Source organism: Mesorhizobium comanense, from assembly GCF_005503535.1.
GTDB classification, from domain to species: Bacteria; Pseudomonadota; Alphaproteobacteria; order Rhizobiales; family Rhizobiaceae; genus Mesorhizobium; species Mesorhizobium comanense.
On record NZ_SCNN01000003.1, the window covers coordinates 267751 to 287467 of the forward strand.

The following is a 19717-nucleotide window of genomic DNA, read 5'->3' on the forward strand; positions in this document are numbered from 1 at the left end:
GCGCCTTTTCCCGGAATTGGCACTTTGAAAGCAAGTTCACCATGCAGGCCAAGCGCAATGGCGATGTCTCGTTCTGGTATGCCGACATAGGCGGCGTCCCGGCCTATCGGCCTCCCTTGCCGGGCGACATCGAGGCCGATGTCTGCATCGTCGGCGCCGGCTACACGGGATTGTGGACGGCCTACTACCTGAAGAAGGCGCAGCCTTCGCTGCGCATCGCCATCGTCGAGAAGGAATTCGCCGGCTACGGCGCCTCGGGCCGCAATGGCGGCTGGCTGTCGGGCGGGTTCAGCTGGTCGCGCGAGAAATACGCCAAGACCTCGTCGCGCGGCGCGGTCATCGATATGCAACGCGCCATGTTCGGCAGCGTCGACGAAGTTATCTCGGTGACGCAGGCAGAAGGCATCGATGCCGATATCCGCCGCGTCGACAACATGACCGTCGCCACCAACGCCGCGCAGTTGCAGCGCGCCAGGGCCGAATATGAGGAGCTGCTCGCCTGGGACATGCCGCCCGAGCGGCTCGCCTTCCTCGACGCCCGGGAGGCGCGGCAGCGCATCGCGATCGACAAGGCGCTTGGCGGCTTCGTCGTGCGCAACGTTGCCCGCGTGCAGCCGGCCAAGCTGGTGCAGGGCCTGGCGGCTGCGGTGGTGCGGCTCGGCGTGGCGATCCACGAGCAGACCCAGGTGCTGGCGATCGAGAAAGGCAAGGTCACCACCAACCGCGGCATCGTGCGCGCCGAAAAGATCATTCGCGCCACCGAAGGGTTCACCGCCGGCATTCCCGGATACAAGCGGCTGTGGCTGCCGCTGAACAGCGCCATCGTGGTCACCGAACCGCTGCCGCAGGCGCTGTGGGACCAGATCGGCTGGAGCGGCTACGAGGTGCTGGGCGACGCTGCGCACACCTATTGCTATGCGCAGCGCACCCGGGAAGGGCGGATCGCCATGGGCGGCCGTGGGGTGCCCTACCGCTTCGGCTCGCGCACCGATGTGCGCGGCCAGACCCAGCAGGCGACGATCGACCAGCTGCACGATGTGCTGACCAGGCTGCTGCCGCAGACCAGGGGCCTGCGCCTCGACCATGCCTGGTGCGGTACGCTCGGCGTGCCGCGCGACTGGTGCACCACCTCGGGTTTCGATCGCGAGACCGGCATCGGCTGGGCCGGCGGCTATGTCGGGCTCGGCGTCTCGAGCTCCAACCTGTCGGGCCGCACCTTGCGCGACCTCGTGCTCGGCCACGACACCGAACTGACGCGGCTTCCCTGGGTCAACCGCACGGTCAAGAAATGGGAGCCGGAGCCGCTGCGCTGGCTCGGCGTGCATTCCATGTACCAGCTCTACCGCATCGCCGACCAGCGCGAGGCCAAGGGGCTTGGGCGGACATCGCGATTGGCCGCCTTCGCCGACCGGCTGACCGGGCATTGAACTTTCAGCGATCGATCAGGGCTTGTGGATGAAGGCGGCGCCGAGGATCGGGCCGGGCATGCCGTCCTTGCCGACGGATTGCAGAAACACGGCGCAACCGCCCTTCTTGGTGATCTCGCTCATCGGCAATTCGTAGCGTTGGGCCTTGCCGTGCCACATGCCGGCGGTCTGGATGCCGGTGACGGCGTTCCAATAGGTCATCTTGCGGCCGGAGTTCTCGCCCTGGGCGATCTTGACCGTTTGCGGCGCGTCGAAATAGACGATCACGACATGGGCGTCGCTCGGGCCCGTTCCGGCATCGCCGGCATCGATGATCACGCGGTCGCTGGTGCGGCTGACCCTGATCGGAACACGCATGCCTTCGCCTGACCGGGCCATGCGGGTGAGAGCTCCGTCGACCTCGCCGCGATTGGCGCCGTTGACGTGGACACGGCCATTGATGACCGCCTGCGGCGTATAGACCGAGCGGCTGCCGAAGGCGCGCATGTAATCATACTGCCGCTCGGTATTCTCCTTGTGGCTGAGCGTGTCCTTCCAGCCGAGATAATCCCAGTAGTCGACGTGATAGGACAGCGCGACGATATCCTGCCGGTTGGCAAGCTCGGCGAAGAAGGCATCGGCGGGAGGGCAGGAACTGCAGCCTTGGCTGGTGAAAAGTTCGACCACGCCGAGCGGCTTGTCAGGCGAGGAAGGCTGGGATCCTGAGGGTGGAATCCTTTCGGCCTCGCCGGCATGGCCAGCGCTGACAACCGCCGAGAAGGCCAGCGCGAAGGCTGCCAGCCACAGAAATCTTCGCGAGGCCATGACCATTCCGAATTCCCGCCGGTGATGCCGGCTTTGTTCTGATTGCTAAAATATGTGGCAGAACCGCAAGTCAATCGGAAGTCACGTTGCGGTGAAATTTTCCCCATTGCAACCGCGGCCAAGGCGGCAATAGGACTAGCCACTGCATTTTACAGAGTGGTTCGATTTGGCGGCGGCATCATGACCATATGGCAAACTCTCCTGATACCGGTCGATCTCTATTGTGAGCGGACGGGCCCTGGACTGTGGGCAGAGCCGGCTAATGCTTTGACCAATCTTGCCTTCATCGCGGCGGGACTGTGGGGCGTGCGGGAGGTAAGGCGTTGCCGGACCGGCACTTTCGCGGAGGTTCTGGCCTGGTGGGTGGTCGCGATCGGCATCGGCTCGGCCATCTTCCACACCTACGCCACCAAGGGCACGGTCTGGGTCGACGTGCTGCCGATCGCCGGCTTCACGCTTGCCTACACGCTGTTCAACCTGCGCCGTTTCCTGGGCCTGGGATGGGGCAAGGCGATCGCGGTTTTCGTCGTCTTCTACGTGGTGGCCGGCGCGATAACCTTCGCGGTGCCGGATTGGCTGCGCCAGGCGTCAAACGGCACGACAGGCTACCTGCCGCCGTTCCTGGCTCTGGCTTTCTTCGGTGTCTGGGTGGCCGCCAGCGGCAACAGGGCCGGCTGGTACAATCTGGCTGGGTCGGCGATATTCGTTGTGTCCGTGATCTGCCGCATGATCGATCCGCTGGTCTGCGCCAGCTTCCCGCTCGGCACGCATTTCCTGTGGCACATCCTCAACGGGCTGATGCTGGGCGTGCTGCTGGCGGCGACGGCGCGGTTCGGGCGGGGCAGGCAGTAGTGAGTAGTGAGTAGTGAGTAGTGAGACTGGTTTCCCTATTCACTACTTCCTACTCACTACTCCCTATCTTTATGCCGCCAGATCGCGCAGCACGTATTGCAGGATGCCGCCGTTCTTGAAGTAGTCGAGCTCATCCAGCGTATCGATGCGGCAGATGATCGGCACGTTCTTCACCGTGCCGTCGCCATAGGTGACCTTGGCGGTCATCGTCTGGCGCGGCTTGATGGCGTCCAGGCCATCGATCTCGACCAGTTCGTCGCCCTTGAGGTTGAGCGAGGCCCAGGACGTGCCTTCCTCGAAGACGAAGGGGATGACGCCCATGCCGACCAGGTTCGAGCGATGGATGCGCTCGAAGGACTGGGCGATGACGGCGCGGACACCAAGCAGGTTGGTGCCCTTGGCCGCCCAGTCGCGCGACGAGCCGTTGCCGTACTCGACGCCGGCGAAGATGACCAGCGGCACGCCTTCCTTCTTGTATTCCATCGCCGCGTCGTAGATCGATTCCTCTTCCTTCGAGGGGTAATGGATGGTGTAGCCGCCCTCGCGGCCGTTCTCGCCCAGCATGTGGTTGCGGATGCGGATGTTGGCGAAGGTGCCGCGCATCATCACCTCATGATTGCCGCGCCGCGTGCCGTACTGGTTGAAGTCGGCGACGCCGACACCATGGTCGGTGAGGTACTTGCCCGCCGGCGAGGCGGCCTTGATCGAACCTGCGGGCGAGATGTGGTCGGTGGTGATCTTGTCGCCGAACAGGCCGAGCACGCGAGCGCCCTTGATGTCGCCGATCTTGCCGAAGCCGGATGTCATGCCGGCGAAGTAGGGCGGGTTCTGCACATAGGTCGAATTGTCGTCCCAGGCGTAGGTCTGGCCTTCCGGCGCCTTGACGTTCTGCCAGTATTCGTCGCCCTTGAAGACGTCGGCATATTTGCGGGCGAACAGCTCGCGCGTGACGTTCTTCTCGATGAACTCCTGGATCTCGGCCGAGCTTGGCCAGATGTCCTTGAGATAGACCGGCTTGCCGTTCCTGTCCTCGCCGAGCGGCTCTGACGTAAGGTCTTTCGTCACCGTGCCGGCCAGCGCATGCGCCACGACCAGCGGCGGCGAGGCGAGATAGTTGGCCTGCACGTCGGGCGAGACGCGGCCCTCGAAGTTGCGGTTGCCGGACAGCACCGCGGCAGCGATCAGACCTTTATCGTTGATGGTCTTGGAGATCGGCGCCGGCAGCGGGCCGGAATTGCCGATGCAGGTGGTGCAGCCGAAGCCGACCAGGTTGAAGCCGATCTGGTCGAGCTCCTTCTGCAGGCCGGACTTTTCCAGATATTCGGCGACCACCTGGCTGCCGGGAGCGAGCGAGGTCTTCACCCAGGGCTTCTGCTTGAGGCCGAGGCGATTGGCGTTGCGCGCCAGGAGACCGGCGCCGATCAGCACGCTCGGATTGGAGGTGTTGGTGCAGGAGGTGATGGCGGCGATGACGACGTCGCCATGGCCGAGGTCGTGCGAGGTGCCTTCGACCGCATAGCGCTTGGAAATCTCGGCGGCCTTCTTGTACTCGGTCTCCATCGCCTTGGCGAAGCCGGCCGGAATGCCTTCCAACGCGACACGTCCTTCCGGACGCTTGGGGCCGGCCATGGACGGCACGACATCGCCGAGGTCGAGCTCGAGCAGGTCGGTGAAGACGGGGTCGGCGGAACCCGCCTCGCGCCACATGCCTTGCGCCTTGGAATAGGCTTCGACCAGCGCGATGCGGTTCTCCTCGCGGCCCGACATGGTCAGATAGCGGATGGTTTCCGAATCGACCGGGAAGAAGCCGCAGGTGGCGCCATATTCCGGCGCCATGTTGCCGATGGTGGCACGGTCGGCCAGCGTCATGTTGGAGAGGCCAGGGCCAAAGAATTCGACGAACTTGCCGACGACACCCTTCTTGCGCAGCATCTGGGTGACGGTGAGCACGAGGTCGGTGGCGGTGACGCCCTCCTTCAGCTTGCCGGTCAGGCGGAAGCCGATGACCTCGGGCAACAGCATGGAGACGGGCTGGCCGAGCATGGCCGCCTCGGCCTCGATGCCGCCGACGCCCCAGCCGAGAACGCCAAGGCCGTTGATCATCGTGGTATGCGAATCGGTGCCGACGCAGGTGTCCGGATAGGCCGTGGTTTCGCCGTCCTCGCTGTTGGTCCAAACGACCTGGCCGAGATATTCGAGGTTGACCTGGTGGCAGATGCCGGTACCGGGCGGCACGACGCGGAAGTTGCGGAATGCCTGCTGGCCCCATTTCAGGAACTTGTAGCGTTCCTCGTTGCGCTCATATTCGAGCTCGACGTTGCGGGCGAAGGCCATCGGCGTGCCGAACTCGTCGACAATGACGGAATGGTCGATGACGAGGTCGACCGGGACCAGCGGGTTGATCTTCTGCGGGTCGCCGCCGAGCGAGGCCATCGCGTCGCGCATGGCGGCGAGATCGACAACGGCGGGAACGCCGGTGAAGTCCTGCATCAGCACGCGGGCCGGACGATAGGCGATCTCGACGCCGGCCGTGCCCTTGTCGGTGAGCCAGCCGGCGACCGCCTGGATCGATTCCTTGGTGACCGAGCGGCCGTCCTCGTTGCGCAGCAGGTTCTCCAGCAGCACCTTCATCGAATAGGGCAGCTGGGCGATGCCGGTGAGGCCGTTCTTCTCGGCCTCAACGAGGTTGAAATAGACATACTCCGCGCCACCCACGGTCAGGGTGCGGCGGCAATTGAAACTATCGAGGGATTTTGACACGTGCGATCCGTCCTTGTCTGTTCAGCCTGAAAGGGAACGGACGCCGATGGCATGCAATCACGCGCAAAGGTGCGGGTACGGCCATTTCCGCTGTCCGCTCCCAAGCAACCCGAGCCGTTCAAGGCGGCGCGTGCGCTGGTTCGGCGCAAATACTGTTCCCGCGCCGACCGCTGGCACGGATGCACCGCATATAGAGAATTTCCTGGAATAGTTCTAGACAGTTGGCGAGCAAATTTGTGCGATGCGGAAGCGCTCGCGAAACATTGTTTTCAAGGCAGGCGAGGGATGCGGCTTATCGCCGAAAATCTGGGCGGCGAACGCGGCGGCGAGGCGGTTTTCTCCGGCATCGGCTTTGCGCTTGGCAAGGGCGAGGCGGTGGTCGTGACCGGGCCGAACGGATCGGGCAAGTCGACCTTGCTCAGGGTGATCGCCGGGCTGCTGCCGAAGGCTGAGGGTCGGCTGCTGCTGGAAGGCTGCGGCGAGCCGTTTCCCTCGATCGCGTCCGCCTGCCACTATCTCGGCCATCAGAACGCGATGAAGACGGCGCTCAGCGTGGCCGAGAACCTGCGCTTCTGGCGCGATTTCAATGGCGAAGGCCGTCTCGGCGTCGACGAGGCGCTGGAAACGGTCGGACTGGGCGGCCTCGGCCACCTGCCGTTCGGCTATCTGTCGACGGGGCAGAGGCGGAGGGCGGCGATCGGCAAGCTGCTGGTCAGCCACAGGCCGCTATGGCTGCTCGACGAGCCGACGGCGGGATTGGACAAGGCTTCGGAGGAGCGATTCGCGGGGTTGATGGCAAGGCATTGCGCGGAAGGCGGGATGATCGTGGCGGCGACGCATCTGCCGCTGGGGATCGGGGGGGCGACGGAATTGAGGATGGGCACCTCACCCTCCCCCTTGTGGGGAGGGTCGATCCGCGAAGCGGAGCGGGGTGGGGGTCCCTCATGATGACCGCCGCTCCCCCACCCCGGCGCTGCGCGCCGACCCTCCCCACAAGGGGGAGGGTGAGGTGCTAGCCCTCTTCGCCCGCGACATCCGCCTCAGCATCCGCGCCGGCGGCGGCGCGCTGACCGGCGTCATCTTTTTCCTTGCGGTCATCGCCACCATCCCGTTCGGCGTCGGCCCGGACCTGAAGCTGCTTTCGCGCATCGGTCCGGCGATCCTGTGGATCGGCGCGCTGCTTGCCTGCCTGCTCGGGCTCGACCGGCTGTTCCAGGCCGACCGCGAGGACGGTTCTCTCGATCTGCTGGTGCTTGGGCATGACCGGCACATGCTGGCGCTGACGGTGCTGGTGAAATGCCTGGCGCATTGGGCGGGCAGCGTGCTGCCGCTGGTCATCGCCGCGCCCCTGCTCGGCCTGTTCATGAACATGGAGCCGCTCGGTATCGGCGCCACGGCGCTGACGCTGCTGGTCGGCACGCCGGCCATCACCTTCATCGGCGCGGCGGGCGCGGCGGTGGCGGTGGCGTTGCCGCGCGGCGGGCTGCTGATTTCGGTGCTGGTCCTGCCGTTGACCATTCCGGTGCTGATCTTCGGCGTTTCGGCGAGCTATGGTGCGACGGGGGATCCGGCACCGTTTGTCCAGCCGTTCCTCATTCTTGCCGCGCTGACGCTGTTTCTTGCCGTTCTGGGTCCGGTTTCAGCGGCCCTGGCCCTGCGCCATGGGTCGGATTGATGTGCCGGACAGGTTGCAAGACTGCGGCGCGGCGGCCAATTGCGAAGCCGCCGGCGCCCGTTTAAGGGAAGGCATGACCCAGAGAGGCAAGAGAACAGGGCTGGTAGGCGACGCGGCGATGAGGCGGCCCGCATGAGCGCGCACGCGCTCTATGTCAGCGCCGCCTACGGCATCACGGCGATCGTGCTGGCCGGGCTGATCGGCTGGATCCTGCTCGACCAGCGGGCGCGCAAGCGCGAACTCGCCGAGCTGGACGCGGCCGGCGTGCGGCGGCGTTCCGACAAGGGCGGGACGGCAAAGCCATGAGCAGCGAAACCGAAACGCCGCCGCCCACGCGCCGCCTGTTCGTGCTCCTGCCGCTGCTGGTCTTCCTCGGTCTGGCCGGCCTGTTCCTGTCGCAGCTGTTGTCGGGACGCGACGTCTCGGAAGTGCCTTCGGCCCTTATCGGACTGCCGGCGCCGCAGACCAGCCTGCCGGCGCTGGAGGGCTCAAACCTGCCCGGGCTCGATTCCAAGGCGTTTGCCGGCAAGGTCACGCTGGTCAACGTCTTCGCGTCCTGGTGCGCGCCGTGCCGGGAAGAACATCCGGTGCTGCTGGCGCTGTCGCAGGACAAGCGGTTCGTGATGGCGGCGCTGAACTACAAGGATAGGCAGGAAAATGCCCGACGCTTCCTCGGCGACCTCGGCAATCCGTTCCAGGCAATCGGCGTCGACGAAGCCGGCCGCACGGCAATCGACTGGGGTGTCTATGGCGTGCCGGAGACCTTCGTCATCGGCAAGGATGGCAAGATCGCCTACAAGCATGTCGGACCGCTGACGGCGGAGTCGGCGCGGGAGCTCCTACTGCCGCAAATCGAAAAGGCGCTGGCGGCGCCGGGGTAGGCGCTGGCGCCAGGCCCCCTCATCCGGCCGCTACGCGGCCACCTTCTCCCCGCCGGGGAGAAGAGGAAGGCGCCGACGCGAGTGAGGGGGATTCCCTCCAGCCAGACTCAGCCGTAGATCTGCTTGTGGATCTGGTAGAGCATTTCCGAGCGATCGGCGCGCATGTCGGCGAGGTCACGGCTGGAGAAGCTGTCGATTTCGGCGACGAGGCGGTTGTAGTGCTTGCGCTTGGCGATGCTGGTGCGAGCGCGGTTCATGAGATCGTTGAAGATCATGGCAAGGGTTCCTTCTACGCCGCATTTTCGGCGGCCGGTTCTTCCTCCCTTGGTCAATACGGAACATGACATAGGATTGGTGCATTGCAAAAAGAAGATGTTGCAATGCACCATTGCGCTGGGCGCATAGCCGGTTAACGCTGTCCTAAGCGACGCCCGCGCCCGGTTGCCGGCGGTTTTGTCTTACAAATTGCGAAGCGCCCGTCTTGCCATATTGATCGCGGGCTGGCTTGATCCGGCATCAGCTGATGCCGGGAGGAAATGCATGGCGGCCGCCGACCATTACGAAGTTCTCGACCCACGCTTCGCGCGCCTGTTCAACGGCAACGCGCAGGTGGAAAGGCTGTTCACGGGATGCCGATGGTCGGAAGGGCCGGCCTGGTTCGCCGCCGGACGCTATGTCGTGTGGTCGGACATCCCGAACAATCGCATGCTGCGCTACGACGAGACGGACGGCAGCGTCAGCGTGTTCCGGCAACCGTCGGGAAATTCCAACGGCAACACCGTCGACCGGGAGGGCCGCTTGCTGAGTTGCGAGCATTCGGGCCGCCGTGTCAGCCGCACCGAGCATGACGGCTCGGTCACCACCATCGCGGCGAGTTACAAGGGCAAGCGGCTGAACTCGCCCAACGATCTGGTGGTGAAGTCCGACGGTTCGATCTGGTTCACCGATCCGACCTACGGCATCGACACCGACTATGAGGGCGACAAGGCCGAGAGCGAGATCGGCGCCTGTTACGTCTACCGGGTCGATCCCGACAGCGGCGAGATCGAGGCCGTCATCACCGATATGGTGAGGCCGAACGGCCTTGCCTTCTCGCCCGATGAAAGCCTGCTCTACGTCGCCGACACGGGCCGCACGCATGGCGCGCAGAATCCGGCGCATATTCGTGTGTTCACCGTCGGCAAGCACGGCAGGAAAGTGTCGGGCGGCAAAGTGTTCGCCGACTGCACATCAGGACTGTTCGACGGCTTCCGGCTCGACGCCGACGGGCGTATCTGGACAAGTGCGGCCGACGGCATCCATTGCTACGACCCGGACGGGACATTGATTGGCAAGGTCAAGGTGCCGGAGGTGACCGCCAATTGCGTGTTCGGCGGCGCCAAGCTGAACTGCCTCTACATCGCCGGCACCACCTCGCTCTATTCGGTGCGGCTGATGGTGAACGGAGCCAAGACCTATTGAACCTGCTGGAGACCGGACATCTCCCCCACTTGGGAGAAGATCGGCAGCTTCGCCGTTCTGCTTGTTTTTCAACGTTGGAGATTTGGCGAAGGCAACGATGACAGCCGATCTCCCTCCTTGTGGGGGAGATGTCCGGCAGGACAGAGGGGGCGTGAAGGATCGCCGCGTCTGCTTCACTTGGAAGACAGCATCAACGTGAGCGGATGAACTCTGCAAATGCCGAGAGCGCATCATGCATAGCCTGCCGGCTCGTCTGCTCAGCCAAAATCACCTCCACCTCCGGCGGCTTCTTGCCCAACAGCGCAATCTCCAGCATCCGCTCCTCATGCATCGCAAACGACATCGTCCGCATGATCTCGGCCAAGGCGGCGCGGGCAAACAGCGAGCGCGGCGAGGCGTGGACCAGCATGGCGGGTTTGGCGACGGCGGCGTCGCGTGAGACCAGCCAGTCGAGCGCGTTCTTCAGTCCGCCGGGCACGCCATGGGCATATTCGGGACAGGAGACGATGACGCCGTCGGCGCGCATCACCGCGTCTATAAGTGCGGCCGCGGCATGCGGCGTGCGTTCGCCCTCGTCGTCGGGATTGAAGATCGGCAAGCCGCCGAGCCCGTCATAGACGGTGATGCGGCAGCCCTCGGGCGCGTTGCGCGCCAGCGCGGCCACCAGGGCCGAATTGGTGGAAGCGGCCCGCAAGCTGCCTGACATGGCGAGGATGTTGAGCAAGGGTGAGGCCCGGACGAATCGTGTCTATTTTTCTGACGCAATTCCGGACGGAAAACCGCTTCACACTTTTCCTGGAATTGCTCTAAGCCTACCACATCGTCTGCTTGTACTCTCCGTCCAGCCAGCGGTCGGTCGCCTCGGCGGACTCGGCCAGCGCCAGCTGGTCGCGCAGGATCTGCCCGAGCGTCGGCAGCGTCGTGCGGTCGTACCAGCTCTCCGGCTTCCAGAGGTCGGAGCGCATGAAGGCCTTTGCACAATGCATGTAGGTCGCCTTGACGGTGACGACGATGACGCTCTGCGGCTCCCTGCCGTCGACCGCCAGCCGTTCGCGCAACGTCGCGTCGGCGGTGATGCGGGCATCGCCATTGACGCGCAGCGTCTCGTTCATGCCGGGGATCAGGAACAGCAGACCGACCGAGGGATTGCGGATGATGTTTTCCAGCGTATCCAGCCGGTTGTTGCCGGGCCGGTCGGGGATGGCGATCGTCCGGTCGTCGAGGATGGCGGCGAAGCCGGGCCTGTCGCCGCGCGGCGTCACGTCGGCATTGCCCGATCCGTCCGAGGAGCCGATCAGCACGAAGGGGCTCTTGCCGATGAAGGACCGGCAATGGCCGTCGAGCGCCTTGAGCTCCTTGCGGATCGAGCCGTCGGTCGGCCGCGGCGTCTTGTAGATCTCCCGCAGCTCCTCGCGCGTGGTGATGAAGTCCATCGCTCTCCCCCGTTTTCGCCGACTACTTGCCGGCTTTTTCTTCTCCGCTCGCCTTGTCGTCCAGCGAATGGCGCAGGATCAAGGGCATCTGGCTGAAGGTGAACAGAAGCGTGATCGGCATGATACCCCAGACCTTGAAGGTAACCCAGGCATCGGTGGAAAAATTCCGCCACACCACCTCGTTGACGAGGGCCAGGAACAGGAAGAACAGGCCCCACCGGAAGGTGAGCTTCTTCCAGCCCTCGGCATCGAGCCGGAAGGCGGACTCGAAGACATAGCCGAGCAGCGAGCGGCCGAAGAGCAGGCCGCCCAGCAGCACGCCGCCGAACAGCGTGTTGACGATGGTCGGCTTCATCTTGATGAAAATGTCGTCCTGCAGATAGAGCGTCAGCGCGCCGAAGATGAAGACGACGACGCCAGACACCATCGGCATGATCGGCAAGGTGCGGGTCAGCAGCCACGAGGCGATCAGGGCGATGGCGGTCGCGGCCATGAACAGGCCGGTGGCGACGAAGATCGGGCCGCCGAATTCGGCCAGCACCGGAAATTTCTGCGTCAGCCATTCCCCGCGCGCGTTGGCGAAGAAGAAGACGAGCAGGGGTCCCAGCTCCAGCACCAGCTTGAGCACGGGATTGATGCCTTCCTTCTTCTCTTTCTGCGGGTCGGACGGGTCGCGTTCGAGAATGGGTGGGTTCATGGTTTCCTTCTTACGCATGGTCCGGAAAGCCTGTGCTTTCCGGCGTCATGCCGTTATGCCACTCCAGCGATCGCCCTGGCGAATTCGCTCGCTGAGAAAGGTTCGAGGTCGTCGACCTGTTCGCCGACGCCGATGAAATAGACCGGCAGCCTGTGCTTTGCCGCGATCGCCACCAGAATACCGCCGCGCGCCGTGCCGTCCAGCTTGGTCATCACCAGGCCGTTGACGCCGGCGACATTGCGGAAGATCTCGACCTGGTTCAGCGCGTTCTGGCCGGTGGTGGCATCGACCGTCTGCAACACGGTGTGCGGCGCTTCCGGGTCGAGCTTGCCCAGCACGCGCACGATCTTTTCCAGCTCGGCCATCAGCTCGGTCTTGTTCTGCAGGCGGCCTGCGGTGTCGATGATCAGCACGTCGGATCCCGCCTCCTTCGCCTTTTCGAAGGCGTCATAGGCAAGGCCGGCGGCATCGGCGCCGAGCTTGGATGCGACGACCGGCGATTTCGTCCGCTCACCCCAGATTTTCAGCTGTTCGATCGCGGCGGCGCGGAACGTGTCGCCGGCGGCAAGCATCACCGACAGTCCGCCATCGGTCAGCTTGGCGGCGAGCTTGCCGATGGTGGTGGTCTTGCCGGTGCCGTTGACGCCGACAACCAGGATGACATGCGGCTTGTGCGAGAGGTCGAGTTCGAGCGGCTTCGCCACCGGTGTGAGCACCTTCTCCACCTCGGCGGCCATGACGGCGCGGACCTCGGTGTCGGAAACATCCTTGCCGTAGCGGCTGGATGCGAGTGAATCGGTGACGCGCAAGGCGGTTTCCACGCCGAGATCGGCGCGGATCAGCACATCCTCCAGATCCTGCAGCGTCTCCTCATCCAGCTTGCGCTTGGTGAACACGCCGGCAATGCTGCCGGTGAGTTCGCGCGAGGAGCGGGCAAGCCCATCGCGCATGCGCTGGAACCAGGAGCGTCTTGGCGCCGGCTCGGGCGCACTCACCGGTTCGGCCTTCTGCTCGACCTTCTTGGCGACGGTCACCTTGCCGGGGGCCGGCTTTGGCTCCGGCGCCGGTTGAGGGGATGGCGGTGCCATGGGCGCCGGCTTTACCTCCCCCTCGATGGGGGAGGTCCCGAGCGCAGCTCGGGGGTGGGGGTGAGCAGCGCCAGCGTCGGCGCCATCACCCCGCCCCGCCACTTCGTGGCGACCCTCCCCATCGAGGGGAGGGTGGGGAGCTTCGTCCTCCTTCCCGTCCCTATACGGGGAGAAGGTGCCGGCAGGCGGATGAGGGGCAGCACCAGCCTTGGGGACCAGATCCTCGGCGGCGGCCGACGGAGCGGCCTCGACCGGAGCGGCTGGCGGCACCTCGATTGGCGCCGGCGTTTCGGCGGGAACCTCGGCAGGCGGCGCCGGAACTTCGGCAGGCGCCGGTTCCGGCTGCTTCTCGGGACGTGACGGCACAATCTCCGGCTCGGCCGGAGCAGGGACTTCTTGCGGCTGCGGCTCGGGTGTGGGCTCCGGAGTCGCGGGGGGAAGCGGAATTTCCTCGGGCGCAGGCGGCTCCGGAGGCTCTGGTGCCGGTTCCTCTTGCGGCGTGGGCTCAGGCAGTGGTTCCGGTTCAGACGGAACGATCGGCTCGGGTGCTGGTGGAATGGTCGGAGCCGGCTCGGGCGCCGGTTCTTCAGGTGCCGGCCGAGGCGCGTCCTTTACCTCCCCCTCGATGGGGGAGGTCCCAAGCGAAGCTTGGGGGTGAGTGGCGCCAGCGTCGATGTCTGCGCCGTCACCCCTCCCCGCCACTTCGTGGCGACCCTCCCCATCAAGGGGAGGGTGGGGAGCCTGCTCGGCCGAGGGTGCCGCCACGACCTCCGCCTCGGGCTCTGCCTGCTCGCGCTTCAGAAACTCCGGAACGACCTGGTCCGCCGCCGGTTTCAGCGCGTCGAGCTGGTCCCATTTGATCGGCGGCAGCGGGGCGGTCTCGTCGATCCGCTCCTCGACAACCTCCTTCTTGCCGAACGAAAATATCTTCTTGAAAAAACCAGCCATGCTTTTGCGTTTCTCAGGCGGCGCGGGCGGCAAGGGGAGCGGCGATCAGGCGCGCACCGTCATGGCCCGATATGCTGGCCTCGACGATCTCACCCGGTGCGCCGATGCCGAGCGCGGCAAGCGTGAATCCCTCCGTCCGGCCAAGGCCGTCGCGCTCGATCAGGATCGACTGACGGGTGCCGGCGAGCGACGTCAGATGTTTGACATAGGCGGTCTCGCCGGCGGCACGCAGCCTTGCGGCGCGTTGCTTGACCGCCTCTCGGCGAACCTGCGGCATGCGCGCGGCGGGCGTGCCTTCGCGCGGCGAGAACGGGAAGACGTGCAGATGCGTCAGGCCGCATTCCTCGACGATCTTCAGGGAATTCTCGAACATCTCGTCGGTCTCGGTCGGGAAGCCGGCGATGATGTCGGCGCCGAAAACGATGTCGGCACGCAGCTTGCGCACATCCTCGCAGAAGCGGATCGACTGGTCGCGCAGATGCCGCCGTTTCATGCGCTTCAGGATCATGTCGTCGCCGGACTGCAGCGACAGGTGCAGATGCGGCATCAGCCTCGGCTCGGTGGCGATGGCATCGAGCAGGTCGTCATCCGCCTCGATGGAGTCGATCGAGGACAGCCTGAGCCGTTTCACATCGGGCACTTGTCTGAGAATGGTCTTCACAAGCTTGCCGAGCTTGGGCGCGCCCGGCAGGTCGGCGCCGAAAGATGTCATGTCGACGCCGGTCAGCACGATCTCGGCATAGCCGTTGCCGGCGAGCCGCTTGACCTGTTCGACCACGGCGCCCATCGGCACCGAGCGGGAATTGCCGCGGCCATAGGGGATGATGCAAAAGGTGCAGCGATGGTCGCAGCCATTCTGCACCTGGACGAAGGCGCGCGCCCGGCCTTCGATGGCGTCGACCATATGGCCGGCGGTCTCGCGCACCGAGAAGATGTCGTTGACGCGGGCCTTTTCGGTGTCGTTGACGCCGAAATCCGGCAGCGCGCGATAGGAATGCGCCTTGAGCTTCTCTTCATTGCCGAGCACGAGATCAACCTCGTCCATGGCGGTGAAGTCCTGCGGCGCGGTCTGGGCGGCGCAGCCGGTGACGATGATGCGCGCTTGCGGGTTTTCACGGCGCGCCTTGCGGATCGCCTGCTTGGCCTGGCGCACGGCCTCGCCGGTGACGGCGCAGGTGTTGAAGATCACGGCGCCGCCAGCCAGCGCGCCAAGGCCCGCACTTTCGGCCTCGCGGCGCATGACTTCGGATTCATAAGTGTTGAGGCGGCAGCCGAAGGTGACGACGTCGACGCCTTTTTGAAGAGCCGGCATCAGGCCGCGCTTTCGGTGTCGCGGGCCCAGGCGCCGGTCGAGGGGTCGAAGCTGCCGGAAAATTCCCACTCGGCCGCACCCGTCAGGATGACATGGTCGTCGTCGCGCCATTCGACATGCAGCGTGCCGCCGCCGGGCGTCAGCAGGCTGACGGCGCGGCCGGTCCGCTTGGTGCGGGCCGCGGCCACCACCGCCGCGCAGGCGGCCGAACCGCAAGCCTTGGTCAGGCCCGCGCCGCGTTCCCAGGTGCGGATGATCATGGTCTGCGGTGAGGTCACTTGAGCGATCGTTATGTTCGCACGCTCCGGGAAGATCGGATGGTTCTCGAGCAGCGGGCCGAAGCGGTCGAGTTCGTAGGACCAGACGTCGTTGTCGACCCAGAAGATGGCATGTGGGTTGCCCATCGAGACGGCAGAGGGCGAGTGCAGGACCGGCGCATCGATCGGGCCGATCTGCAGCTCGATCATGCGGGTGTCGCGGAATTCCTCGGCCAGCGGAATTTCCTGCCAGCCGAAACGCGGCATGCCCATGTCGACCGAAATCGTGCCGTCGGCATGTTCCCTGGCGTTGAGAATGCCGGCGCGGGTCTCGAAGGTGAAAGTCTTCTGGCCGGTTTCGGCGGCAAGCGCCTGCACCACGCAACGCATGCCGTTGCCGCAGGCCTGGGCGCTGGTGCCGTCGGAATTCAGGATGTCGACATAATAGGCGGTGCCCGGCGTCCTGGCGTCATGGATCGCCATGATCTGATCGAAGCGGGTCGCGCCGTCGGCGTTCAGGGCGACCGCAGCCGCAGCCGTCACCTGGTCGGCACGGCCGCGCATATCGGCAACGATGATCTCGTTGCCGATACCGTTCATCTTGGCGAAGGGGGCGGTGCCTGCCATTTGTCGCGCAAATTCCACGTCCGTTTGGCGCTATATGGCGGAAACGGGCGGGAATTACCAGTCCGGGATAGGCTCAGCCGCGTTGCTCGCCTAGTTGCTCAACCAAGTTCCTGGGCAAGCCCGATCAGCAGCCCTTCAGGCCCACGGATATAGCAGAGTCGATAGACGTCCTTGTACCGGACCACTTCGCCCACGAGCCGTCCGCCGCGGGCCTGGAGCCTTTTCAGCGTGTCATCGATGTCGTCGACGGTGAACATGGCACGGAGGTAGCCGAGAGCATTGACCGGGGCATTCCGGTGATCGGCCACGACAGCCGGCCTCAGAAAGCGGGAAAGTTCGAGCCGGCTGTGACCATCCGGCGTGCGCATCATGGCGATCTCGACATGCTGGTCACCCAGTCCGGTGACACGCCCAGCCCATTCGCCCTCGATCGTCGCCCGCCCTTCGAGTTCTAGGCCGAGTTCGACAAAGAAATCGATCGTCGCGCCGAGATCCTCGACGACGATTCCCATATTGTCCATCCGCTTGAGCGCCATGCTTCCACTCTCCAATATGCCGGTCGGTCACCCGCAATCGGCCCACTGCCGTTCCCGGAAACCTTTATCATTGCCGGAGCCGTTCAGCACTTCGCGGAAGCGCAGAACGGCTGCGGCTCGCCAATTCTATGGGAGGCCGCGCCGGGTTCAGGTCACCGCAAATACGCCGAGCACGATCAGCAGGAAGATGACGAGCACGATGCCGATCAGCACCCGCGCGCCGGTGGCCGCGGCTCCGGCCAGCGCCGGCATGCCAAGCAGGCTCGCGGCGGCGGCGACGATGAGAAGAATGATGATCCATTTGATCATGGGAATGCCTCGCAAGCCGACAGTTTTTGAAAACCGCATCAAAACGCGGCTGCCGCGCCTGGGTTCCGCAAGCTATGCGAGACATTTGCTGGATCAGTATGATGTCAGGTGTTGGAGCCGACATCATCCGAAGGACGTAGAGCAGCGAATTATCCGGCGATCTCGATGTCGGTGCTGAATGGCGCCGTCTTGGTAGAGTTCTGGTCGTGCATGAGGAAATCGCAGCGGTATTTGCCGGGCGGCAGGCCGTCGAGCGACAGATCCAGCTTGAAGAACAGCTCGCGGTTGTGCGACCGCGATGCGACCTGAACGGCGCCGATCTTTTCGAAAGTGCCGAGCTTCTCGCCCGCTGCGGAAAGCACGGTCAGGTCGACGGACAGCGCTATCTGGCTGTTGCCGAGGCCGTCCGAGCCGTAGCCATAACCCACCGGCTCCATATAAAGGACGACCTTTTCGCCAGGCTTGTAGATATGGTTGGCGCGTTCGCTGTAGATGCCGAAGCCGCTGGCCGAATCGACCTGTTTCACATTCATCACGGCGAGCGGCATCGCCGTCCACAGCGCCTCCTCGGCGCCGCGGAATTTTTCCAGAGCGCCTGCCGCGTCGCCCGACTGGAGCGCCTTCTCCGCTTCTGCCGACCTGTCGGCGATTTCGCCGGCACAAGCGGCAGAACCCGCGATCATCAGCGCCGCCAGGGCTAAGGCTAGCGATTTCATCTGTCTCTCCCGCATTGTCGTGCGCGCATCGTGGTCGAAAAAGCCCGCGGGGTAAACTGTCACGTCATCGCGAAGCGCCGGTGTCAGGCACTTCCCACGCTTCTCCGGGACGCATGGCGCGGAAGCAATCTCCGGAGATGCCTTCCGCCGCCAGGGCCTCGGCCAGTTTGCGGGCGGGCTCGTCAATCGGTTCATCCGTGAGCTGGAACGTGCCCCAGTGGCAGCCGGCGGCGAAGGTCGCGTTGGCGAGTTTCATGCCCTGGACGGCTTCCTCCGGGTTCTGGTGTTGCGGCGCCATGAACCAGCTCGGCTCGTAAGCGCCGATCGGCAGGATGGCGAAGCGGAAACCGCCATGCTTTTGCGCCATCAGCCGGTAGTTGATGCCGTCGTGGAAGCCGGTGTCGCCGGCGAAATAGAATTTTCCGCCCGGTGTCTCGATGACGAAGCCGGCCCACAGCGCCATGCGCCGGTCGCGGGCGCCGCGCGCCGACCAGTGATGCGCCGGCTCGACATGGATGGCGACGCCATTGCCGGTCTCGACCCTGTCGCCCCAGTCATGCGCCGACAGCCGCATGCCGGGAATGGCGGCGGCAATGATGGCGTCGTTGCCGAGCGGCGTGATTACAAGCGGATCGTGGACCGCCTTCAATCGTCGCAACGTGGCGAGATCGAGATGATCGTAATGATTGTGGCTGACCAGCACGAGGTCGATCGGCGGCAGGTCCTCAAAGGCGATGCCAGCCGTATTGACGCGTCTTGGCCCGGCAAAGGAGAATGGCGAGGCGCGCTGCGACCACAACGGATCGGTGAGGATGTTCAATCCTGCGGTCTGGATCAGCAAGGTGGCATGACCGACCATGGTCACGATCAGCCCGGATCCCTCGATCCGCGCCGCCGGCCTTGCCTGCGGGAAGGGGCTCGGGCTGGTTGCCGGCCATTTCGAACGCTGGCCGTTGAACTGCCATTTCAGCAAATCCGTGAAGCGGCCGGGCATCCGGCCGCCCGGGTTGAAGAACAAGGTGCCGTCGAAATGATCGCTGGGTGGTCCGCTGTAATAGCGGTTGGCGGCTCTTTTGCTCGCGGGCAAGATCTGTGCTCCAGCGGATTTCGGCTCCTAGAGATAGGCCTTGTGCCGGCTGACGCAACATCCGGCCGCGGGATCGGCATGAGATCGCTGTCGGCGGATTGCCGCAACGGCACCATGCCGAGGTGGGGCGGTCGCGATTGCGATAAATTTGCAACAAATATTGCCGCAAACCCTATTTTAACCATATCAGGTTGAAATTTCGCCACCTTCTCCATCTTGGTGGAGGTGAGATTGCGCGGACGGCGTCCCCCCAGCCGGATCCGACGGAGGTTGGAATGAATTTTACGAAAAGCGGCCTTGTGGCCGTATCGCTGGCGGCGCTTTTTGCAAGCGGCTGCTCGACCTCGCGGTTCTCGTCCATGGACGACCAGCAGCCCGCGCCGCTGCAGCCGGCCCCGGCCGGCCAGGTGACCTCGAATCAGCTGCCGCCTCCGGCGGCACCCGGTACCACCGACCCGTCGCAGTTCCCGACGGCGCCCGCCAACACGCAGGTCGCCTCGCTGCCGCCGGACGGCACGGCGCCCGCCGGCGCCTCTGATCTCAGCGCGGCCAGCGTCGCCGGCGTCTGGAACGTCAACGTTTCGGGCCAGAGCTGCAAGATCGCGACGCCGCAGACCAAATTCGGCGCCGGCTTCCGCGCCGGGCCGCTGCATTGCCCGGCACCGATCGACGGCATCAAGTCGTGGAACGTCGCCGGCAAGCAGCTGACCCTTTACGACGACAATGGCGGCTCGCTGGCGCGGCTCTACTCTTCGGGCGGCTCGAAATTCGACGGCCAGACCTCCAACGGACAGCCGATCTCGCTTACAAGATAGGCTAGATATGCCGATATCCAGGTGATGCCGGC

General features: G+C 64.8%; 21 protein-coding genes. 8 read left to right on the forward strand and 13 right to left on the reverse strand.

All coding sequences use genetic code 11. From position 1 onward, the window contains the following. The first annotated feature begins 41 nt into the window (after positions 1-41). Positions 42-1427 carry an NAD(P)/FAD-dependent oxidoreductase gene (locus tag FFS37_RS07910; RefSeq protein WP_137930375.1) on the forward strand — a complete coding sequence of 462 codons (1386 nt, stop codon included), beginning with the start codon at positions 42-44 and terminating at the stop codon, positions 1425-1427. 15 nt (positions 1428-1442) lie between these two features. Here FFS37_RS07910 and FFS37_RS07915 read toward each other — a convergent pair whose 3' ends face one another. Next, positions 1443-2237, reverse strand: a complete 795-nt coding sequence (locus FFS37_RS07915; RefSeq protein ID WP_137930376.1) for a DUF1223 domain-containing protein — start codon at positions 2235-2237, stop codon at positions 1443-1445. 180 nt (positions 2238-2417) lie between these two features. Between FFS37_RS07915 and FFS37_RS07920 the strand changes: the two genes are divergently transcribed. Beyond that, positions 2418-3083 carry a ceramidase domain-containing protein gene (locus FFS37_RS07920; protein WP_137930545.1) on the forward strand — a complete coding sequence of 222 codons (666 nt, stop codon included), beginning with the start codon at positions 2418-2420 and terminating at the stop codon, positions 3081-3083. A gap of 69 nt (positions 3084-3152) precedes the next feature. Here FFS37_RS07920 and acnA read toward each other — a convergent pair whose 3' ends face one another. Continuing rightward, the gene (gene acnA / locus FFS37_RS07925) at positions 3153-5843 is read right to left on the reverse strand and encodes an aconitate hydratase AcnA (protein ID WP_137930377.1); all 2691 of its coding nucleotides are present in this window, start codon (positions 5841-5843) and stop codon (positions 3153-3155) included. A 285-nt stretch (positions 5844-6128) separates the two neighbouring features. Here acnA and ccmA point away from each other — a divergent pair, with 285 nt between their 5' ends. The 4 genes from ccmA (at position 6129) to FFS37_RS07945 (ending at position 8399) form a co-directional block, all read left to right on the forward strand. After that, complete coding sequence (gene ccmA, locus FFS37_RS07930) at positions 6129-6791, forward strand: heme ABC exporter ATP-binding protein CcmA (protein ID WP_137930378.1); 663 nt, start codon at positions 6129-6131, stop codon at positions 6789-6791. A gap of 61 nt (positions 6792-6852) precedes the next feature. Next, on the forward strand, positions 6853-7518 hold the full coding sequence (ccmB, locus tag FFS37_RS07935) for a heme exporter protein CcmB (protein WP_137930379.1): 666 nt from the start codon (positions 6853-6855) through the stop codon (positions 7516-7518). A 132-nt stretch (positions 7519-7650) separates the two neighbouring features. Then, complete coding sequence (gene ccmD, locus FFS37_RS07940) at positions 7651-7824, forward strand: heme exporter protein CcmD (protein WP_137930380.1); 174 nt, start codon at positions 7651-7653, stop codon at positions 7822-7824. Continuing rightward, positions 7821-8399: a DsbE family thiol:disulfide interchange protein gene (locus FFS37_RS07945; protein WP_137930381.1), complete on the forward strand. Its 579-nt coding sequence runs from the start codon at positions 7821-7823 to the stop codon at positions 8397-8399. The genes ccmD and FFS37_RS07945 overlap by 4 nt, the downstream gene beginning before the upstream one ends. 107 nt (positions 8400-8506) lie before the next feature. On the opposite strand, the gene FFS37_RS07950 is transcribed toward FFS37_RS07945, so the two are convergent. Continuing rightward, positions 8507-8674 carry a hypothetical protein gene (locus FFS37_RS07950; RefSeq protein WP_137930382.1) on the reverse strand — a complete coding sequence of 56 codons (168 nt, stop codon included), beginning with the start codon at positions 8672-8674 and terminating at the stop codon, positions 8507-8509. A 265-nt stretch (positions 8675-8939) separates the two neighbouring features. Between FFS37_RS07950 and FFS37_RS07955 the strand changes: the two genes are divergently transcribed. Further along, on the forward strand, positions 8940-9860 hold the full coding sequence (locus FFS37_RS07955) for an SMP-30/gluconolactonase/LRE family protein (protein WP_137930383.1): 921 nt from the start codon (positions 8940-8942) through the stop codon (positions 9858-9860). 190 nt (positions 9861-10050) lie between these two features. On the opposite strand, the gene FFS37_RS07960 is transcribed toward FFS37_RS07955, so the two are convergent. The 10 genes from FFS37_RS07960 to FFS37_RS08005 all read right to left on the reverse strand — a co-directional run bounded on the left by FFS37_RS07960 (position 10051) and on the right by FFS37_RS08005 (position 18870). Continuing rightward, positions 10051-10584: an NADPH-dependent FMN reductase gene (locus FFS37_RS07960; RefSeq protein WP_137930384.1), complete on the reverse strand. Its 534-nt coding sequence runs from the start codon at positions 10582-10584 to the stop codon at positions 10051-10053. 88 nt (positions 10585-10672) lie between these two features. Next, positions 10673-11293: a pyridoxamine 5'-phosphate oxidase family protein gene (locus tag FFS37_RS07965; protein ID WP_137930385.1), complete on the reverse strand. Its 621-nt coding sequence runs from the start codon at positions 11291-11293 to the stop codon at positions 10673-10675. A 22-nt stretch (positions 11294-11315) separates the two neighbouring features. Further along, a complete protein-coding gene (locus FFS37_RS07970) occupies positions 11316-11990 on the reverse strand; it encodes a septation protein A (RefSeq protein ID WP_137930386.1) in 675 nt (224 codons plus the stop codon). A 53-nt stretch (positions 11991-12043) separates the two neighbouring features. Then, positions 12044-14026 (reverse strand): signal recognition particle-docking protein FtsY, encoded by a 1983-nt coding sequence (gene ftsY / locus FFS37_RS07975; protein ID WP_137930387.1) that lies wholly within the window; start codon positions 14024-14026, stop codon positions 12044-12046. A 13-nt stretch (positions 14027-14039) separates the two neighbouring features. Further along, positions 14040-15338 carry a tRNA (N(6)-L-threonylcarbamoyladenosine(37)-C(2))-methylthiotransferase MtaB gene (gene mtaB / locus FFS37_RS07980; protein ID WP_137930388.1) on the reverse strand — a complete coding sequence of 433 codons (1299 nt, stop codon included), beginning with the start codon at positions 15336-15338 and terminating at the stop codon, positions 14040-14042. Then, positions 15338-16222, reverse strand: coding sequence for a diaminopimelate epimerase (gene dapF, locus FFS37_RS07985; RefSeq protein WP_137930389.1), 885 nt, complete (start codon positions 16220-16222; stop codon positions 15338-15340). Before dapF ends, mtaB begins: the two co-directional genes overlap by 1 nt. Before the next feature lie 98 nt (positions 16223-16320). Beyond that, positions 16321-16758, reverse strand: a complete 438-nt coding sequence (locus FFS37_RS07990; RefSeq protein ID WP_137930390.1) for a VOC family protein — start codon at positions 16756-16758, stop codon at positions 16321-16323. Between the two features lie 147 nt (positions 16759-16905). Next, positions 16906-17067, reverse strand: a complete 162-nt coding sequence (locus tag FFS37_RS07995) for a DUF1328 family protein (protein ID WP_023683859.1) — start codon at positions 17065-17067, stop codon at positions 16906-16908. Between the two features lie 149 nt (positions 17068-17216). Beyond that, positions 17217-17783 carry a hypothetical protein gene (locus FFS37_RS08000; RefSeq protein WP_137930391.1) on the reverse strand — a complete coding sequence of 189 codons (567 nt, stop codon included), beginning with the start codon at positions 17781-17783 and terminating at the stop codon, positions 17217-17219. A 64-nt stretch (positions 17784-17847) separates the two neighbouring features. Continuing rightward, positions 17848-18870 carry an MBL fold metallo-hydrolase gene (locus FFS37_RS08005; protein WP_137930392.1) on the reverse strand — a complete coding sequence of 341 codons (1023 nt, stop codon included), beginning with the start codon at positions 18868-18870 and terminating at the stop codon, positions 17848-17850. A gap of 275 nt (positions 18871-19145) precedes the next feature. Between FFS37_RS08005 and FFS37_RS08010 the strand changes: the two genes are divergently transcribed. Next, positions 19146-19685: a protease inhibitor Inh/omp19 family protein gene (locus FFS37_RS08010; RefSeq protein ID WP_137930393.1), complete on the forward strand. Its 540-nt coding sequence runs from the start codon at positions 19146-19148 to the stop codon at positions 19683-19685. Positions 19686-19717: the final 32 nt, after the last annotated feature.

What these genes read in the sequence shown, in the direction of transcription:
- FFS37_RS07910 (WP_137930375.1), top strand. Translation starts at nt 42, where the DNA reads ATGCAGGCCAAGCGCAATGGCGATGTCTCGTTCTGGTATGCCGACATA.
- FFS37_RS07915 (WP_137930376.1), bottom strand. Translation starts at nt 2,237, where the DNA reads ATGGTCATGGCCTCGCGAAGATTTCTGTGGCTGGCAGCCTTCGCGCTG.
- ccmA (WP_137930378.1), top strand. Translation starts at nt 6,129, where the DNA reads ATGCGGCTTATCGCCGAAAATCTGGGCGGCGAACGCGGCGGCGAGGCG.
- ccmD (WP_137930380.1), top strand. Translation starts at nt 7,651, where the DNA reads ATGAGCGCGCACGCGCTCTATGTCAGCGCCGCCTACGGCATCACGGCG.
- FFS37_RS07945 (WP_137930381.1), top strand. Translation starts at nt 7,821, where the DNA reads ATGAGCAGCGAAACCGAAACGCCGCCGCCCACGCGCCGCCTGTTCGTG.
- FFS37_RS07950 (WP_137930382.1), bottom strand. Translation starts at nt 8,674, where the DNA reads ATGATCTTCAACGATCTCATGAACCGCGCTCGCACCAGCATCGCCAAG.
- FFS37_RS07955 (WP_137930383.1), top strand. Translation starts at nt 8,940, where the DNA reads ATGGCGGCCGCCGACCATTACGAAGTTCTCGACCCACGCTTCGCGCGC.
- FFS37_RS07965 (WP_137930385.1), bottom strand. Translation starts at nt 11,293, where the DNA reads ATGGACTTCATCACCACGCGCGAGGAGCTGCGGGAGATCTACAAGACG.
- FFS37_RS07970 (WP_137930386.1), bottom strand. Translation starts at nt 11,990, where the DNA reads ATGAACCCACCCATTCTCGAACGCGACCCGTCCGACCCGCAGAAAGAG.
- ftsY (WP_137930387.1), bottom strand. Translation starts at nt 14,026, where the DNA reads ATGGCTGGTTTTTTCAAGAAGATATTTTCGTTCGGCAAGAAGGAGGTT.
- mtaB (WP_137930388.1), bottom strand. Translation starts at nt 15,338, where the DNA reads ATGCCGGCTCTTCAAAAAGGCGTCGACGTCGTCACCTTCGGCTGCCGC.
- dapF (WP_137930389.1), bottom strand. Translation starts at nt 16,222, where the DNA reads ATGGCAGGCACCGCCCCCTTCGCCAAGATGAACGGTATCGGCAACGAG.
- FFS37_RS07990 (WP_137930390.1), bottom strand. Translation starts at nt 16,758, where the DNA reads ATGGCGCTCAAGCGGATGGACAATATGGGAATCGTCGTCGAGGATCTC.
- FFS37_RS07995 (WP_023683859.1), bottom strand. Translation starts at nt 17,067, where the DNA reads ATGATCAAATGGATCATCATTCTTCTCATCGTCGCCGCCGCCGCGAGC.
- FFS37_RS08000 (WP_137930391.1), bottom strand. Translation starts at nt 17,783, where the DNA reads ATGAAATCGCTAGCCTTAGCCCTGGCGGCGCTGATGATCGCGGGTTCT.
- FFS37_RS08010 (WP_137930393.1), top strand. Translation starts at nt 19,146, where the DNA reads ATGAATTTTACGAAAAGCGGCCTTGTGGCCGTATCGCTGGCGGCGCTT.